The organism is Paraflavitalea sp. (assembly GCF_059502485.1).
This window is the reverse complement of the sequence record NZ_JCACET010000009.1, coordinates 112,001-128,162: the sequence shown is the minus strand read 5'-3', so window position 1 is coordinate 128,162 and position 16,162 is coordinate 112,001. Positions and strand designations below refer to the sequence as shown.

At 47.2% G+C, this 16,162-nt stretch carries 11 protein-coding genes and 1 riboswitch; of the genes, 7 read left to right on the top strand and 4 right to left on the bottom strand.

Translation table 11 applies throughout. From position 1 onward, the window contains the following. Positions 1–4: 4 nt before the first annotated feature. The 4 genes from AC5JBY_RS16370 to AC5JBY_RS16355 all read right to left on the bottom strand — a co-directional run bounded on the left by AC5JBY_RS16370 (position 5) and on the right by AC5JBY_RS16355 (position 5,363). Complete coding sequence (locus AC5JBY_RS16370) at positions 5–1,162, bottom strand: YncE family protein (protein ID WP_495905697.1); 1,158 nt, start codon at positions 1,160–1,162, stop codon at positions 5–7. Further along, positions 1,159–3,228, bottom strand: a complete 2,070-nt coding sequence (locus tag AC5JBY_RS16365) for a TonB-dependent receptor (protein WP_495905696.1) — start codon at positions 3,226–3,228, stop codon at positions 1,159–1,161. The genes AC5JBY_RS16370 and AC5JBY_RS16365 overlap by 4 nt, the downstream gene beginning before the upstream one ends. 111 nt (positions 3,229–3,339) lie before the next feature. Next, positions 3,340–3,545: riboswitch (cobalamin riboswitch) on the bottom strand. A 43-nt stretch (positions 3,546–3,588) separates the two neighbouring features. Next, on the bottom strand, positions 3,589–4,860 hold the full coding sequence (locus AC5JBY_RS16360) for a hemolysin family protein (protein ID WP_495905695.1): 1,272 nt from the start codon (positions 4,858–4,860) through the stop codon (positions 3,589–3,591). 95 nt (positions 4,861–4,955) lie between these two features. Continuing rightward, the gene (locus tag AC5JBY_RS16355; RefSeq protein ID WP_495905694.1) at positions 4,956–5,363 is read right to left on the bottom strand and encodes a hypothetical protein; all 408 of its coding nucleotides are present in this window, start codon (positions 5,361–5,363) and stop codon (positions 4,956–4,958) included. Positions 5,364–5,534: 171 nt separating this feature from the next. Here AC5JBY_RS16355 and AC5JBY_RS16350 point away from each other — a divergent pair, with 171 nt between their 5' ends. The 7 genes from AC5JBY_RS16350 to AC5JBY_RS16320 all read left to right on the top strand — a co-directional run bounded on the left by AC5JBY_RS16350 (position 5,535) and on the right by AC5JBY_RS16320 (position 16,154). Then, positions 5,535–6,668: a helix-turn-helix domain-containing protein gene (locus AC5JBY_RS16350; protein ID WP_495905693.1), complete on the top strand. Its 1,134-nt coding sequence runs from the start codon at positions 5,535–5,537 to the stop codon at positions 6,666–6,668. Positions 6,669–6,739: 71 nt separating this feature from the next. Further along, positions 6,740–7,429, top strand: coding sequence for an ABC transporter ATP-binding protein (locus AC5JBY_RS16345; RefSeq protein WP_495905692.1), 690 nt, complete (start codon positions 6,740–6,742; stop codon positions 7,427–7,429). 19 nt (positions 7,430–7,448) lie between these two features. Continuing rightward, positions 7,449–9,860: an FtsX-like permease family protein gene (locus AC5JBY_RS16340; RefSeq protein ID WP_495905691.1), complete on the top strand. Its 2,412-nt coding sequence runs from the start codon at positions 7,449–7,451 to the stop codon at positions 9,858–9,860. Positions 9,861–10,537: 677 nt separating this feature from the next. After that, the gene (locus AC5JBY_RS16335; RefSeq protein ID WP_495905690.1) at positions 10,538–13,741 is read left to right on the top strand and encodes a SusC/RagA family TonB-linked outer membrane protein; all 3,204 of its coding nucleotides are present in this window, start codon (positions 10,538–10,540) and stop codon (positions 13,739–13,741) included. A 24-nt stretch (positions 13,742–13,765) separates the two neighbouring features. Next, complete coding sequence (locus tag AC5JBY_RS16330; RefSeq protein ID WP_495905689.1) at positions 13,766–15,199, top strand: RagB/SusD family nutrient uptake outer membrane protein; 1,434 nt, start codon at positions 13,766–13,768, stop codon at positions 15,197–15,199. Between the two features lie 111 nt (positions 15,200–15,310). Further along, positions 15,311–15,709, top strand: coding sequence for a helix-turn-helix domain-containing protein (locus tag AC5JBY_RS16325; RefSeq protein ID WP_495905688.1), 399 nt, complete (start codon positions 15,311–15,313; stop codon positions 15,707–15,709). 49 nt (positions 15,710–15,758) lie between these two features. Continuing rightward, entirely contained in the window at positions 15,759–16,154 is a 396-nt protein-coding gene (locus AC5JBY_RS16320; RefSeq protein WP_495905687.1) for a VOC family protein, read from the top strand. Positions 16,155–16,162 lie beyond the last annotated feature (8 nt).

The window sequence follows — 16,162 nt, the reverse complement described above, 5'->3', positions numbered from 1 at the left end:
TATGCTATTGTTTGGGTAATAGGGCAAAGTGGGCCGGTATATCGCCGGTGCGAACGCTCCATTTCTTTTTCCCCTCTTTTGAAAAGCAGTATAATATGCCGGGTGAGACATAGTTGCCGGCATCTGTGACGTAGATGTCTTTGGTGACCGGGTGTACCATAATACCATAGGGTATTTCTATTTCTTTGTCGGTGCCATCGGTAATAAATGAACGGCTGACTATCTCGCGGGTACGGGTATTGACGATGCCGTAAGAGATCACATTGGAATAGGTGACGTAACTCCACTCTGTGCTGTATACATACAGTGAGTCGCCATCGAGGTAATAGTTGCTGACCGCAATGGGCAATGTGTCTGTTACTTTTTGCTGGTCTTTGTCGATAAAGTAGAGCCTGGAGGGCAGTTGTTTATAATCGCCTCTCGATGTGACCCAGAGGTCGCCGCGCTTATCGGCTTTGATGTGGTGGAGGTTGTATGCTACATCGATGCGTTTCTCTTCTTTAAAGGTTCCCAGATCGATCACGGAAACTGTTCGCTCGTATTTCTCCGTGTTTCCGGCACCCATATAGCCTCCTGAGTTGGCTACGTATATTTTGCCATTGGTGATCTCCAGGTTGTCGGGCTGGAAGCCTACTATGCATTTGTCTATTACTGTAAGGGTAGCTGTATCAACTTTGGCTACATATCCTTTCTGGGAATAGTTTGGATTGATCTCGATGGGGCCTGCATAGGAAGTGATGTAGGCAAATCCTTTGTCGAATTTTATGTAGCGGCAATTGGGGATATTGATCTGCCCCATCCTTTTGGCTGTTCTTGCATTCATTACTTCTACTTTGTTGGAAGCATTGATGACTGCGTAGAGCTTAGTGCCATAGATGGCGATGTCATTGCCGACATCTCCCAACTCTTTCGGTACCGTAGGGTTAATGGCTGCGTAAATATTTCTTTGGAATTGACCGGCCGTGTAGTCATAATAGTCCAGTGTGCTTTTGTTGCTACCCATGTTGCCTTCATTGAGCAGGTAGAAGCCGGCAAACCCGTTTTGTGCCCCCGTGTCCAGTGGAATGTCTTCATTTTCGAAGATGGCTACATCTTTCCTGCATGCGGTGGCTGCGATAGTGAGTGACAGCAGCACTATGTAGTGTAATGGATACTTTCTCATAGCTCAACAGATAAAATGATCTTGAAATTTCGTTTAGGCATCGGATAGTTTACTACTACTTCATAGTCCTGGCTAAAAACATTGTTCAGTTCTCCGGATATCTTGCAGCGGTATTGTTTCAGTCTAATCTCTTTCGAGGCTGAGAGGTCGTGGGTGTACCATGGTTGTTCATAGTTCTCTGGTATGTTGGCTGAGTTGTGGTAGCGCTCTCCTACATAAATGAAGCTGTAGTTGAGCCGATAGCCTCTGTATTGTATACTTGAAATAAGTGAGCCGCTGTGCCAGGGTATGTAAGGTATTTGCCCGCCGTAGGTGATCTTTTGCAGCTCGGGATTTTTTCGTGTTGTAAAGTCCTGTGCACGCTGGTAGGTATACGCCAGTCTCAGGTTGAGTACAACGCCAACTGGTAAAGCAAACGCCTGATCGGTGACTACATCTACTCCTTTTATCTTCACATCTCCAATGTTCATCATCATCCAACGGTACATGCCGCTGCCCTTGGGAACGGCTACTATTTTGTTGGTGACCTTATTGAAATAGCCATCGGCTTGCAGCTGCCATTCGCTCAATACTTTTCCGGGCCAGGTTTTACGGTAAGCAAAACCAAGGTTGTATTGGTGGGTGTATTCCGGTTGCAGGCTAATGTTACCGATGTCTGTGTAGTAGAGATCGTTGAAGGTCGGCATCCGGAAAATGTTCTTGTAAAAGGCTCTTACGTTGAAGTCTGTTTTAGGAAATGGCTTCCAGGACACAAAGAATGCGGGGGTAAGTTCCTGTTTGGAGGGGGCGGCGATAGCAGAATCTCCCGTTGATGTGTTTCCTCTCGTAATGCGTTCGTTTATAAACGTGCCTAACAGGCTGGCCTGCATTTTCACTTTTCCGAGGTCTGCTGCTCCGGCCAGGGCTACGAGGGACGTAAATCTTTTTGGAAATACAAATCCGTCGAGGTTGGAGTTGAGTATATTGTACTGGAAATCTGTTGACAGGTCGATGTCGATCTTTTTTGTAAGGCTATACTTGTTGGCGACGGATGCATACCACTCCTGCTGGTGAAAATTGTTGTCGATGTATAATAGGGTTGTATCGGGATTCAGGTAGCGCATGTAGTCGTTGGCATATTTTGCATTGACCTGGATGTCGTAGCCACGGAGGATGTTTTTTCTAAAAGAGCCTTGCAGAAAGAAGTTCCTGTCCCACTGTCGTTGGGCGCGTTTCCAAACGTTGTTGACGATAGCTCCCGGTATGCCTCTTTCTGAATTGTAGAAGTAGGCTTTGGCATTCCATACCCCTCGGTCTATGTTTCCATATAATCCTGTTTCCAGCCTGATGGCTTCGATATCTCCATTTTCACGGACGGCTGTCGTATCCCAGGCTGTGTTGCCCGACTCATGAAATACTCTTTTGTAACGAAATGGATAACGGCCGGATGAGTTTGTGTATTCGCCGCTGAAGGCTGCGTGTATGTTTTCCGTCAACTTCTGCTCCAGTAATATAGAGGGGTTGATCAAGTCGAACGAGCCTGTTTTGAAAACGCCTTTGAGGTTTGTTCTTTTGGTTGAATCGAAGACGGGCTTGCGGCTACGGAGGTAAATGGTGCCAGATGATCCGTAGTCTTTGGCGGGTTGGAAGATGTCACTTTTCTGGCCGTTGTACACGGAGATGGACTCAATGTTGTCCATGGAGAATTTGCCGAGGTCTATCTGTCCGTTCTGGGCATTGCCTAATTGAATGCCATCATAAAAAACGCCCATGTGGTTGGTGCCCATGCTGCGCATATCCACGGTCTTGAGCCCTCCTATTCCACCGTAGTCTTTTACCTGGACTCCTGCAAAGTATCGTATGGCATCTGCTACAGAAAAACTGTTGAGGCTTTTCAATTGTGCTCCGGAGAGCTTTTGTGCAGGGATGATTTCTTTATAGGCAGCAGTAGACACCGTGACGTATGGCAATAGTTTTATACGGCCCGTATCTACGCGTGCAGTGTCCTGGTTGTTTTGCTGGCTATACAGATCATGGCCAGCAACTATCAAAAACGTTATTAGTAACGTTTTTAATGTATTTGACATATACATCAATAATTGATTCAAAAGAATCGCTTACCGGAAGACATGAAAACAACATAGATACTGAAATAGCTTCAGCTCAAACTGTGTTCAAAGCCTTATCCTCGAAAGCTTTAAAGATTATCTGCGTTGGCAGGTCTCCTGACTTGTTCTCACTTTGGCGGGCCTTCCCATCCCTGTTTTATGGGGACAGTGGCATGTAGATGCCAAAGTGTTGTTGCAGAACTTACAGTAGCGGGTCTGTTCAGGATTTGCACCTGATTCCCTATTAATTCTAACATGCATGGTGCATGCTAAAAACCAATGCGGAGCGAAAGTACTATAAATTATTGAGGGGGATTGTCACTTTCTTTATTTGGTCTGTTATTTAGTACTGATCAATAGTTTATCGATCCGCGGGCCATCCATATCCATTACTTCGAATTGGAAGTTTTGCCAGGTTACTTTTTCGCCGGGTTCGGGGATGTGGTTGAGGAGATCGAGGATCAAGCCGCCAAGGGTGTTATAGTCGCCGGGTGCTTCTGCCGCTATGTCGAAGTAATGCAGGAATTCGAAGAAGGGATATTGTCCATCTGCCAGCCAGCTTTTATCATCGCGTGCGACAATACTGTATTCTTCCTGGTTGTATTCTGTGGCATCGCCCAGCAAGGCATCCAGTACATCATCCATGGCTACCATGCCCTGTACACTGCCATACTCATCTACTACTATGGCGTAGTGGATCTTCCTCGTTTTGAATGTTTCGAGTACTTTATATGCCGGTGTATTTTCGTGTACCAATACAGGTTGTTTCAGATAGCCGGATAGTTGAAATGTTCCTTCTTGTATATCGTCGGGGAAGATGTCTTTAACGGAAACAATGCCTGCCAGTTTATCGAGGTTGTTGCCGTTGCAAACAATGTATACTGAATGTTTTTCTTTCCCGGCTTTCTTTTTTACTGTTTGCAGGTCGTCGTTAATGTTGAACCATACGAGGTCGGCGCGGTGTGTCATCAATTCGCTTACTCTCCTATCGCCCAACGCGAATACGCGGTGTACAATGTTCTGTTCAATTTGCTGGATCTCGCCTCCTTCGGTACTTTCCTGTATGATGGCTTTTATTTCTTCTTCGCTTACTATTCCTTCTTTTTGTCCTTTCAGTCCAAAGATCGACAGGAACAGGTCATTCGTTTTCGTGAGCAGCCAGATAAATGGCCTCGTAATAATAGATATAATGGTCATGGGCCGGGCTACAAGGGTGGCAATGGCTTCAGGGAACATCAGTCCAATACGCTTGGGCAGCAGCTCTCCAAAGACAATGGAGAGAAAGGTGACGATGATCACAATGGAGGCGACTGCCAATGTGTTGGCATAAGGGCGTAAGAGGTCTATTTTTTCGATGGCTGCTTTGAGGTTGGCCGTGATGGCATCGCCACTGAAGATACCTGTCAAGATACCGATGAGTGTGATGCCAATCTGTACCGTGGAGAGGAATGTATTCGGGTTGTTGGCCAGCTCGAGGGCTTTTTTTGCATTGGTATTTCCTTTTTTGGCGGCTGTTTCGAGCTTGAATTTGCGGGATGATACGAGGGCTATCTCGCTCATAGAGAAAATGCCATTGAGCAGGATCAACAGCATGATGATCAGTATTTCCATTTTCGAATGTTGAAAGGGTATGGCCGTGTTGCCATGCCTTGTTATTGAGGCAAAAAATTGTTGTATATAATTAAAGGAGGAACTGACCTTAGTGGTCAGCAGCTGGTTGATGCCTTATCGGGCGGCGGTGTGATTATATCCCGATAGCCTCCGCAGGTCCTGTTGGCGAGGTCTAAACCTGCAAACCAGGATGAGCTACCGGTGCTGTTGGGTAACGGCTTAGGTATAATATGGGATTCATAATATAACAGGCCGCTGCCGAATTCGTCCAGTGCTTTGTTGAAAGGGCTGCCTGTGTCATCGTTGTCCTCGGACGTGTATTGGTTATCTCCCAGCACTTTTTCCAATACGTATTCGCCGAATGAATCTATATCGTCAAAATCGCTTGAAACGATGCTGAAGCCCTGGGTAATAATGTAGTCGGAATCGATGCTCAGGTTGAGTACCTGGAAAGCTGTGAGGTAAAGTATTGTTCTAAGCAGTATGTGTTTAACTTTTTTCAAGGGTCGTCAAAGGCAGCCTGATGTGCTGCTCCTCGTGTATTAATTTCCGGCAAATTAAAGTATCTGGGGCTGGCAACCAACTTATTGTACGTCCAACAGCATCCAGCTGGACGGGGGGTAAATGGTTTTGGTCTATTTTTAGGGCCTTTCTATATTTTAATCTGTTGTCAATTGGGCACATTCTGGAACCAGTTTTTCACGATCCTGTGCGACGGGAGTATTGCCACGGCTGTGTTCGTGATCCTGTTGCTGAACAATAAAGGGGTGCGGCGTAACCGCGCCAATGTTTTTCTGTCGGTTTTGCTGGTGGCGCTGGCCTTCAGTATTTTTCACAGTTTGTATTTCGGACGTATTATCAGTCATTTTTCATCGGGCAGTTATTCGCCGGGTGATCCCACTTTTTTGCTGATCGCGCCGTTGTCGTGGTTTTATGCAGTGGCACTTACCGGGCAGCGGGTGCGGTTCTCTCCTGCCCTCCTGCTCCACTTTGTTCCGTTTTTGCTGATCGTTTTTTTGTCATTGACCTATAATGGGCGACAGCCGGGGTTGGTTGCATTTATTAATGATCATAAACGGAGTCTATATGTCTTTTTCTGGCTAATGGTGGTGGCGCAGTTCCTGGGATACCAGATTGCCATGCACCGGAAATGGCAGGCGCACCAGCAATTGCTGCGGCAGGAGGTGTCGAATACGGAAGATGTGAGTATTGCCTGGGTGAAGTTCTTTTTAATGGTATTCCTGCTGATCAATGTGTTTTTCCTGCTCAGTCTATTGTTTTCTGCTATTCACTGGAAGCAACGGCAATTGGTGCCAAGGGCTACAGCGGTAGTGTTTGCGCTTTCGGTGTATGCGCTCAGTTTTAAAGGTATTCTGCAAAGGCATGTTTTCGATCTTATTATTCCTGAACGGGCGGAAGAACCAATGGAGCCGGTTGCCGTTGTTGCCAGTACGCCCGTTGCTCCCGACCAGGCATTGCTCGATAAGCTGGTCTCTTTTATGGCGCGGCAAAAGCCTTACCTCGATCCTGAGTTGTCGCTGAACGCATTGGCGCAGCAGGTGAATATCAGCCGGAGCCAATTGTCGCAACTGATCAATGATGGCCTGGGCGAGAACTTTTACGACTTCATTAATAAATATCGTGTAGAGGAAGTGAAGCGGCTAATGGCCGACCCTGAGATGGCGCATTATAACTTACTGGGTATAGCTTTTGAGGCTGGTTTCAAATCCAAATCGACTTTCAATCTCATCTTCAAGCGTTTTACCGGGCTTACGCCTACCGAGTACAGGAAAAACCTTTCCGCGTAGGACGTCCGGACAGATACTGTTGGACCTGCTCCGCCATGGTGTGGTGTACTATTGTTCCATAAATCTATTGTATGGACCAATCCAACGCTTCTCTTATCCGGCTGCGTGCCGTGCGTAAATCTTTCCCGGTAGTTTCGGGGACTTTCGAGGCTTTGAAGGGTATCGACCTGGATATTGGCAAAGGCCAACTGGTGGCTATTACGGGGAAATCCGGCAGTGGCAAGTCGACGTTGCTACATGTTATTTCGGGTATCGACAAACCTTCAGCTGGTGATGTATCGATCAATGGTATCCGGGTGGACAAGCTGCCTGAAGGTGAGCTTGCTTCCTGGCGGGGCAAGAATATCGGGGTAGTATTTCAGTTCTTCCAACTGCTGCCCACGCTGACTATTGCAGAAAACGTGATGCTGCCGATGGATTTTTGCAACAGTTATCCCAAGAAGGAACGCCGTGGCCGGGCGCTGTCATTATTATCTCTGGTTGACATCAAAGAGCAGGCTGACAAACTGCCTTCGGCTTTATCGGGCGGGCAACAGCAACGGGCAGCCATTGCGCGTGCGCTGGCCAATGACCCACCGGTAATCATTGCTGATGAGCCTACGGGCAACCTCGATTCTCAGACTGCTTCTTCGATCATGGAATTGTTTTCCCGTCTTGCACGGGCGGGCAAAACAGTGATCGTTGTGACGCATGAGCGGGACTTCGCTTCTTACTTTGAAAGCACTATCTCTCTCCTTGATGGCTCTGTTGTTTATTCCTAATCACTTTTCATTTTTTATTATGAAAACAAGGTATTGGAAAGTCATTCGTGACCTTCAATCTGACTCTATCAAATATTTTATGCTGGTGCTGGCCGTTGCTTTGGGCGTATGGGGCATTGGTACTATCCTGGGCTCTTACAATGTGATCAAACGAGAGATGGCTGTTAATTATCTCGGTACGCAACCTGCGTCGGCTACTATTGAACTGGAGGACAGTATTTCGACGGGCTTACTGGACAGTGTGCGTCAGCTGCCAGGGATCAAGGTGGCTGAGCGGCATGCCACAGTCGTGGCGCGCATGCGGGTAGAAGATCGCTGGTACCCGTTGTTGTTATTTGTGGTGGATGATTTTGCGGGTAAGCGTACTAATGTCTTCCGGCCTGTTTCGGGTGCTGCTGTTCCTGCTGTGCAAAGTATGCTGGTGGAGCGTTCTGCCTACTCCGTGATGCATGCCCGTGAAGGGGATTCTTTGCTGGTGAAAACACCGCATGGTGTGCCGTACAGGATGAAATTAAGTGGTACTGTGCATGATGCCGGGCTGGCGCCTGCCTGGCAGGAACAGGCGGGGTATGGCTATACTACGCTTGCTTCGCTGCAAAAGCTTGGAGAAACGCAGGGATTCAATCAGCTCAGGATCATTGTTGCTGAATCAAACGCTACCAAGCAATCTATCACGGACAGGGCGAAGATGGTTACAGATTGGCTTCGCAGCAATGGTCATGCTGTTCATGAGATACAGGTGCCCTCTCCCGGCAAGCATCCACATCAGGGGCAGATGAATGCAGTGATGACGTTGTTTGTTATATTCTGTTTTATGGTGTTGATATTGGGCTCTATACTGGTAGCTACTTCTTTATCGACACTGATGGTGAAGCAGGTGCGGCAGATCGGGATCATGAAAACGATTGGGGCTACGCCTTTCCAGGTTTTCCGGATCTATTTGTTGCTGGTGCTTATTATTTGTATGGTGGCCCTGGTATTGGCTATTCCGCTTAGCAAGCTGGCTGCTGATGCTTTTTCCGATCAGCTGGCGGGCTTGCTGAACCTGGAAATCCATGATGATACCATACCTTTTACTGTGCCGCTGATACAGGTAGCTGCCGGCATTGTAATTCCCTGTATTGCGGCTGCTTTTCCTATTGTGCGTGGTAGCCGGATAAAGGTGCGTACTGCTTTGGATAATTATGGTGTGTCTCAGCAGACAACTGTTTATAGTCCATTCTTTTTACGGTTATCGCGGCTGCGGCGAATGAATGAAACGTTGTTGCTTGCTGTGCGGAATGTTTTCCGGCAGCGTGCACGACTCAATATGACGCTTGGCCTGCTGGCTGTTGGTGGCGCTATGTTCATGTCGGCACTAAATGTGTCGGAGGCCTGGGACCAGAATCTGCAGCAGATCCATGTGCAACGGTTGTATGATATGGAGATCAGGCTCAACAATGTGGTTAAGCGCGACAGCATTGTGGGTTCCGTTGCTGCTATACCGGGCGTACGCAAGGTAGAAGGCTGGCGTTATTGCGCTACCTCTATTGCTAAAATGAGCAGTAGCTATCAGGTGACGAACACTTATCCTGATAAGGGGCATGGGAGTTTTTCGTTGCAGGCTTTGCCTGTACCTACTCAATTATTACATCCATCGGTTGTAGGTGGTCAATGGCTGCACAATCCGCAAGCGCGTGAAGTGGTCTTAAATCAAGGGGCACGTGGTTTATTGCCCGCCGTGCAGACCGGTGATGTGGTGTCGCTGCTGATCGATGGTAAACCTACTGAGTGGACGGTGATCGGTTTTACAAGGGATGTGGGTAGTCCGGCCATTGCTTATGTGTCGCTGGATGCATTTAATAATCTGTTGAATATGCCGGGTAGTATCAATATGTTGCGTATTGGTTATAATGACCGGTCGAGGGAGCAGGTGCTACAAAAGAACCGGGTTGTGGAGCAGGTGCTGGAAAGCGGGCAATTCTCAGTGAGTCTCAGTATGCCCGTGTGGATGTTGCGCAATGCCATTGCCGGTCATATGAAGGTGTTGGTCAACTCGTTGTTGTCGCTTGCTGTGTTGATGGGGCTTGTCGGTATGCTTGGTTTGTTGTCGACCATGAGCATGAATGTGCTGGAACGAACACGGGAGATCGGCGTGATGCGGGCCATCGGCGCCACGCCGCGCAAGATCTATCAACTGATCACGTGGGAAGGGCTGTTGACCGGGATTGCGAGTCTGATCATTGCTTTTGCTTTGTCGTTGGTGCTTTCTTTTTTCCTGGGCCGGTTTATTGGTAACCTGTCTTTCCGCACACCGTTGTCGCTTACGCTTTCGCTGAAAGGGATCGGTATATGGATGTTGATCATTATTGTTGGTTCGTATGCTGCGTCGTTTTATCCTGCACGGCGTGCAAACAGGATCACGACGCGGGAGGCGCTGGGGTATGAATGACATGTTTTGGTGCGGGCCGAAGGCCCGGGAATAGAACTGCGAGGCTACAAGCCTCGTAGAGCAAGCTGCAAGCCTCGTAGAGCAATGCAGTACAATAATTGATGCCTCCGGAGTTCCGGAGGCATTTTTTATTAGTGGCGTGAATTTATCTTGATCCTTATTGACAATTTTCTTTACCGCTCTTAACACTGAATTATCAATTAATGATCTGTGCTTCCATCATTAACAAAGAAATCATTTTTGATAAATCATGGGTTAATATACAAGTATGCTTGCGTGGTATCATTGGATAAATTTGGTTATTCAACGATTACTATTGTTCTATTCTGCTTCACATACAGAACAGATCGTCCTTTGCCAAATAACATCGGACGATAACTACGCTTTTGCGTGCAATGAACCTATCCTCCTTGCTCAAGTGTTGCCGCCATTATTGAAAATACATAGCAACAGTCACGCAAATTTCTTTCACCTCCAACATATCCATCTATCACCGCAACTCTTTTTATTCACTAAAACAAAACTCATGATGTAATACAAAACAAAAGCTGTCAACCAGAAGAGTCAAGCGGGTCAGACGCTTCACTGCCACTTGTAAAATGATCGATGTGCAGCCTGGTAATAGCAGCAAAATGAACTGACAAACTGCTGTGTAAACGCTTAAACATTACAACTGTATGAACCAAAACATCCCCTGCAAGACAGGTAAAGGGTTTTTGTCTGCGCAACTGCTGATGAAAATAACCGGTGTATTTTTGCTTATAGCTTCCTATCAAGTGAATGCGTATGCTTTCACTCCATCTCCCAACAATGAATTGCCTTATCTCCGGGCCGAGATCAAGGGACGTGTCGTTAACGAAAGTGGCGAGCCTGTAGCCGGCGCTTCTGTTATGATCAAAGGTTCTACACAAGGTACGAGGACCACTGATGACGGTAACTTTACTTTAACTTACAGCGGCAGCAATGCAACGCTCATCGTGAGTGCGGTGGGTTATGGCAATTCAGAGATTGCCATTTCCAATCAAACTTCTATTACCGTGACGATGAAAAAGAGCAGCAGTGAGCTGGATGAAGTGATCGTGGCTGCTTATGGTACTGCCAAGAAGAGTGCTTATTCCGGTGCTGCAACGGTCATATCCGGTGAAAAAATCCAAAAGATCCAAGCTTCTAACGTAGGCCAGGCACTGCAGGGTATGAGCCCAGGTGTACAGGTATTAAATACAAATGGTCAGCCCGGTTCGGATGGTACTATCCTGATTCGTGGTTTGAGCTCTATGCAAAACAATACTGATCCGTTGTTCATCCTGGACGGTATGCCTTATTCGGGCGCCCTCAGTGCGATCAACCCTTCAGATATCGCAACTTTTACTGTATTGAAGGATGCGGCGGCCACTTCACTGTATGGTTCACGGGCTGCTAATGGCGTGGTTGTTATCACTACCAAAAAGGGTGGCAACGTAGCGCAGGTCAATTTCCGTTCAAACTGGGGCTACTCCGATTTTGCGGTAAACTTCCCTGATAAAGTAACTTCTACTCAATTGTTCGAACTGGGTTGGGAAGCGCTGCGGAACGGTAAGCTGGATGAGGGCATGTCTGCCGCTGCTGCTGCTCAATTCGCTACTGATAACCTCGCGTCGCGTTTTTTCCAGCAAGCACGTCAGAACCCGTTCGTTGATCCCAAGCCTGTTGGCTTGGATGGTAAAATGAAACCAGGGTTAACACAAATATTTTCCGGCGACTGGTTTGGTGAAATGTTCCGCCAATCGCTGCGCCAGGAATACAGCCTCGACTTCAGTGGCAGCACTGGTCAGGGCCAAAAGACGCAATATTTCCTGTCTGCTTCTTACCTGAAGGATAATGGTAACATGCTGGTACAGAAATTCAACCGTATCTCTGCCCGCGCGAATGTGACTTCTGATGTAAAAAGCTGGCTGAAAGTAGGAACCAGTATCGCTTATACCAGTTCCTTTACGCAAAATCCTTTTGTTGGTACTCGTTTTATCCGTGTAATGCCTGAGGTTTATCCTGTATACGTGTGGGATTATGCAAAGGGTGAATACAAAAAAGATCCTAATGGTAAACTGATCCCTGATTTTGGTGATACTACACGTACTGAGTGGAGAGGCTGGAATACGCGCTTCATCGGTGATTTCAAAAATGAAGACAACTGGGATTTCTCCGGCAGCCAATATGACCTGCTGACTACCCGCAGCTTTGCAGAGATCAAGTTCTTACCGGAACTGGTTTTCCGTACTTCTATCAGTACTGATCTTGGTAATACAGCCGGCCAAGGTTACTCCTCTTCCACTATTGGTGGCGCAGTGGGTAACGGCGGTAGTGCCAACCGTAGCTTCAACAGGCGTTTCTCTTACACCATTAATAACTTGTTGACTTACGATAAATCTTTTGGCGAGCATCACCTGAATGTGCTGGCTGGTCAGGAAAGCTACAAGCTGCGCGTTATTTCTGCTAACGCCAGCAGAAGAGGTTTCCCTTTGCCTGGTATTTATGAAATGAGTGCTGCTTCTACGCAGGTGAGCTCCGGCTCTGGTGAAGACAACTATCGTTTGAACAGTTATCTGTCTAAAGTAGAGTATAGTTTCATGAACCGTTATTTCGTAACGGGTAGTTTCCGGACGGATGGTTCTTCCCGTTTTCACCCTGATAACAGGTGGGGTAAATTCTGGTCGGCGAGCGCTTCCTGGAAATTCAGTGATGAAGAATTCATGAAGGGTATCAACTGGCTCCAAAATGCCAAACTCCGCGCCAGCTATGGTACAACGGGTAATGACAACGTAGGTTACTATGCTTACCAAGGCTTGTATGCTACCGGTTACAACTTCATGGACCTGGCAGGTGCTATCCTCTCCAGGCTCCCAACACCCGATCTGCAATGGGAAAGCAATGCTCAGACTGATATCGGTCTCGACTTCACTCTGTTCAATAAAGTCAACATCAACGTAGACTGGTTCAACCGTTTGTCGAAAGACCTGATCTTCAACAGGCCGCTGCCTCCTTCTACCGGCAATAGCGGTATCGATGAAAATATCGGCGACGTTAAGAACTATGGCTGGGAGTTTAATATCAATGCCAATATCATCAGTAATAAGAATTTCAGGTGGAACTTCGACATGAACGCTTCTACTTACAAGAACAAGATCGTTCGTCTGCCTCAGAAAGAAATTTACAGTGGCCGTTACAAATGGACTGAGGGTGTATCCCGTTACGAGTTCTTTGGTCCGCTGTGGGCTGGTGTGAATCCTGAAACAGGTAACAACGGCTGGTGGAAAAAAGGAGCTGATGGCAAGCTGGTGAGAACTGAAGTATCTACAGAAGTGGGTGGGCTTGACCAACAGTATTACCTGGGAAGTTCTATCCCCGACTGGTTTGGCGGTATTACCAACTCTTTCAACTACAAAGGCATCGACCTTAGTTTCATGTTCTACTACAGCATTGGTGGCAAAATGTATGATGCCGACTATATCGAGGGTGTAAGGTGGAGAAGAGGTTTCAACCTGAGCGCACAGATCCTTGACCGCTGGACTCCTGAGAACAAGAATACCAACATCCCACGGATATCAGAGTTTACGCAGACAACCGTTTCAGTATACTCCAACCAGTATTTGTTCAATAACTCTTTTGTGCGTTTGCGTAACGTGACGTTGGGCTATACGATCCCTGCGAGCGTAATGAAGCGTTTACATATTGGTACTTTCCGTGTGATTGCACAAGGTACTAACCTGCTTACGTGGGGTGCTGCGAAGAAAAGAGGCACTGATCCTGAAACAACGATCAATGGTGCTGTGGGTGATGGCGCGGGCGGTTCAGGTGCTGCTCCTACTTACAAAAGTTATTCCCTTGGCTTACAGTTAAGCCTTTAGTAAACCACTGTAAAACGTACAATCATGACAAACAACAAAAAGTTTCTCTATATAGCGTTAGCAGTGGCTACGCTTTCGACCAGTTGTGAAAAGAATTTCCTGGAGACCAATCCTACTACTCAGGTTTCTGATCAGAATCTTTTCACCTCGCTGGATGGTGCTCAAACGGTACTGAATGGTACTTATCGTTATCAGCGTTCAAAAAGCACTGTTGTGGAATCCAGTGGTATCATCAGCTGGCAGAATGGCCTGGATGCTGCTTCCAAGGATATCATCGTTTTCGAGGCGCAAGGTTATATGCAGGCTTATTACAACCACTTCATCCTCGCTTCTACCCGGGCGGATCAAACGTTGCCTATCAACATGTGGCAATATTTTTATACGCTGTCGGGCAATGCCAACAACATATTGGCTAACATCGACGGGATAGAAGGTGACGCTACGCGTAGAACGCAGATCAAAGCGCAGGCTTTAGCGCTCAGGGCCTGGTCTTATTTTTACCTGGCCAGACTGTTTGCACCTACTTACTCTATCGGAAAGGATAAGCCTTGTGTGCCTTTCTACGACAAGCCGGGTACAATCGGTAAGCCCCGTGAAACTGTGGCTACCATCTATAAGTATATCGTGGATGACCTGAAGGCTGCTATTCCTGGTTTGGCAGGTTTTAGCCGCAGGTACAAAAATATGATCAACCAGCAGGTGGCTCAAGGTATCCTTGCTGAGGTGTACCTGACTATGGAAGACTGGCCTAATGCTGCTGCTACGGCCAAACTGGCGCGCACTGGCTTCCCCATCATGACCGGTGACCAATACAAGACCGGCTTCAACGAATGGGACAATACCGAGTGGATGTGGGGACAACGCCAAACCACCGATGCGATGTTTGGTGACATCACTTCTTTCACTTTGTGGGCTAATAAGACAAGGGGTACACGCTGGAGCTTTGACACTTATTGTGTGAATGACCAGTTCAAAGACCTGTTCTCTGCTACTGATGCACGTAACCAGTTTTGGAAAAGGGTAGATTATAACCTCTGGACTTCAGATAAGTTCCGTGATAAGTCTACCGGTACCGGTGATGTGATCATGATGCGTGCTTCTGAAATGTTGCTGATAGAGGCTGAGGCGATTGCCAGACAAGGTGGACAGGATGCGGCAGCGCAGGCTGTGTTGTGGGAGCTTCAGGACAAGCGGGGTGCTACAAGAAGCGCTTCAACTGGCGCTGCTCTTATCAATGATATTCTTGTGGAACGCAGAAAGGAATTGTATGGTGAAGGTTTTGCCTGGTTTGACATTTTGCGTACTGTTCAGGGCCTGACCCGCACCGGCGACCATCCACGTATCATCAATCTCCCTGCGCGTTCATGGAGGATGATATTCCAGTTGCCGACTGCAGAGTTCACCAGCAACACCGCCATGACTCCTGCGGACCAGAATCCGTATGATGGTGTTTATTAAGTAAGTCTGTTAGCAGTTAGGTTCAATATGAGGCTGTCTCCTGTGAGGCAGCCTCTTTGTTTTGTAAGGAATTTGTATATTAGCGCAGGCCGGCAGCCAACGTTGCCGGGTATGGAAAACGTCATGAACTTTTACCAGACAGAAATAAACAGGATCAAGGGCATTTGTTATTCAAATGACCAGCAGCTTGCAACTGTTATTGCCATACGGAACTTTATTGATCAGAACTTCGATGGGGAGCTGAATCTGGACCTGCTGTCTCATATGCGTTTTACTTCCAAGTTTCATTTGCTCCGGCTCTTCAAAAAGTATTATGGCCTCACTCCCAAGCAATACCTGACCATTAAACGGCTGGAGGAAGCCAAGAAATGTTTGCGGGAAGGGATGCCGATCTCCGATGCCTGTTATCGTGCCGGATTCGATACGCCGAGCTCATTTAGTACGCTTTTCAAGAGCAAGATTGGGGTATCTCCTATCGAGTTTCAAAAAAGAGCAACTTTCGCAAAGTGAATCAGGCGCCCATTGGAGAACTTGCCTGCATTAAATCAACTCTTTTACCATGAAAGTTAAAATTGTCAGTATTCCTGTTCTGGATCAGGACAAGGCATTGGATTTCTATACCAATAAACTGGGTTTTGTAAAAAAGCACGATGTGCCTTTGAGTGAAAAGAACCGGTGGCTGACGGTGGTAGACAAAGAAGAGCAGGAAGGGACAGAAATATTGTTGGAGCCATCACCTGATAACTTCGAGCCCGCCAAAACGTATCAAAAGGCGCTGTTCGATGCGGGGATCCCCTATACGCAATTCAATGTGGATGATGTTCAAAAGGAATATGACCGGCTTTTGAAGTTGGGCGTCATCTTCAGTGTAAAGCCCACAGCCATGGGAACGGTGAAGATTGCTGTATTCAATGATACTTGCGGGAATAATATCCAGATCGTTGAAATGTTGTAGGGAGTGCG

Bases quoted from the DNA above. Each gene is read 5' to 3' on its own strand.
- AC5JBY_RS16320 (WP_495905687.1), top strand. From the start codon at position 15,759: ATGAAAGTTAAAATTGTCAGTATTCCTGTTCTGGATCAGGACAAGGCA.
- AC5JBY_RS16335 (WP_495905690.1), top strand. From the start codon at position 10,538: ATGAACCAAAACATCCCCTGCAAGACAGGTAAAGGGTTTTTGTCTGCG.
- AC5JBY_RS16325 (WP_495905688.1), top strand. From the start codon at position 15,311: ATGGAAAACGTCATGAACTTTTACCAGACAGAAATAAACAGGATCAAG.
- AC5JBY_RS16360 (WP_495905695.1), bottom strand. From the start codon at position 4,860: ATGGAAATACTGATCATCATGCTGTTGATCCTGCTCAATGGCATTTTC.
- AC5JBY_RS16365 (WP_495905696.1), bottom strand. From the start codon at position 3,228: ATGTCAAATACATTAAAAACGTTACTAATAACGTTTTTGATAGTTGCT.
- AC5JBY_RS16340 (WP_495905691.1), top strand. From the start codon at position 7,449: ATGAAAACAAGGTATTGGAAAGTCATTCGTGACCTTCAATCTGACTCT.
- AC5JBY_RS16330 (WP_495905689.1), top strand. From the start codon at position 13,766: ATGACAAACAACAAAAAGTTTCTCTATATAGCGTTAGCAGTGGCTACG.
- AC5JBY_RS16370 (WP_495905697.1), bottom strand. From the start codon at position 1,162: ATGAGAAAGTATCCATTACACTACATAGTGCTGCTGTCACTCACTATC.
- AC5JBY_RS16345 (WP_495905692.1), top strand. From the start codon at position 6,740: ATGGACCAATCCAACGCTTCTCTTATCCGGCTGCGTGCCGTGCGTAAA.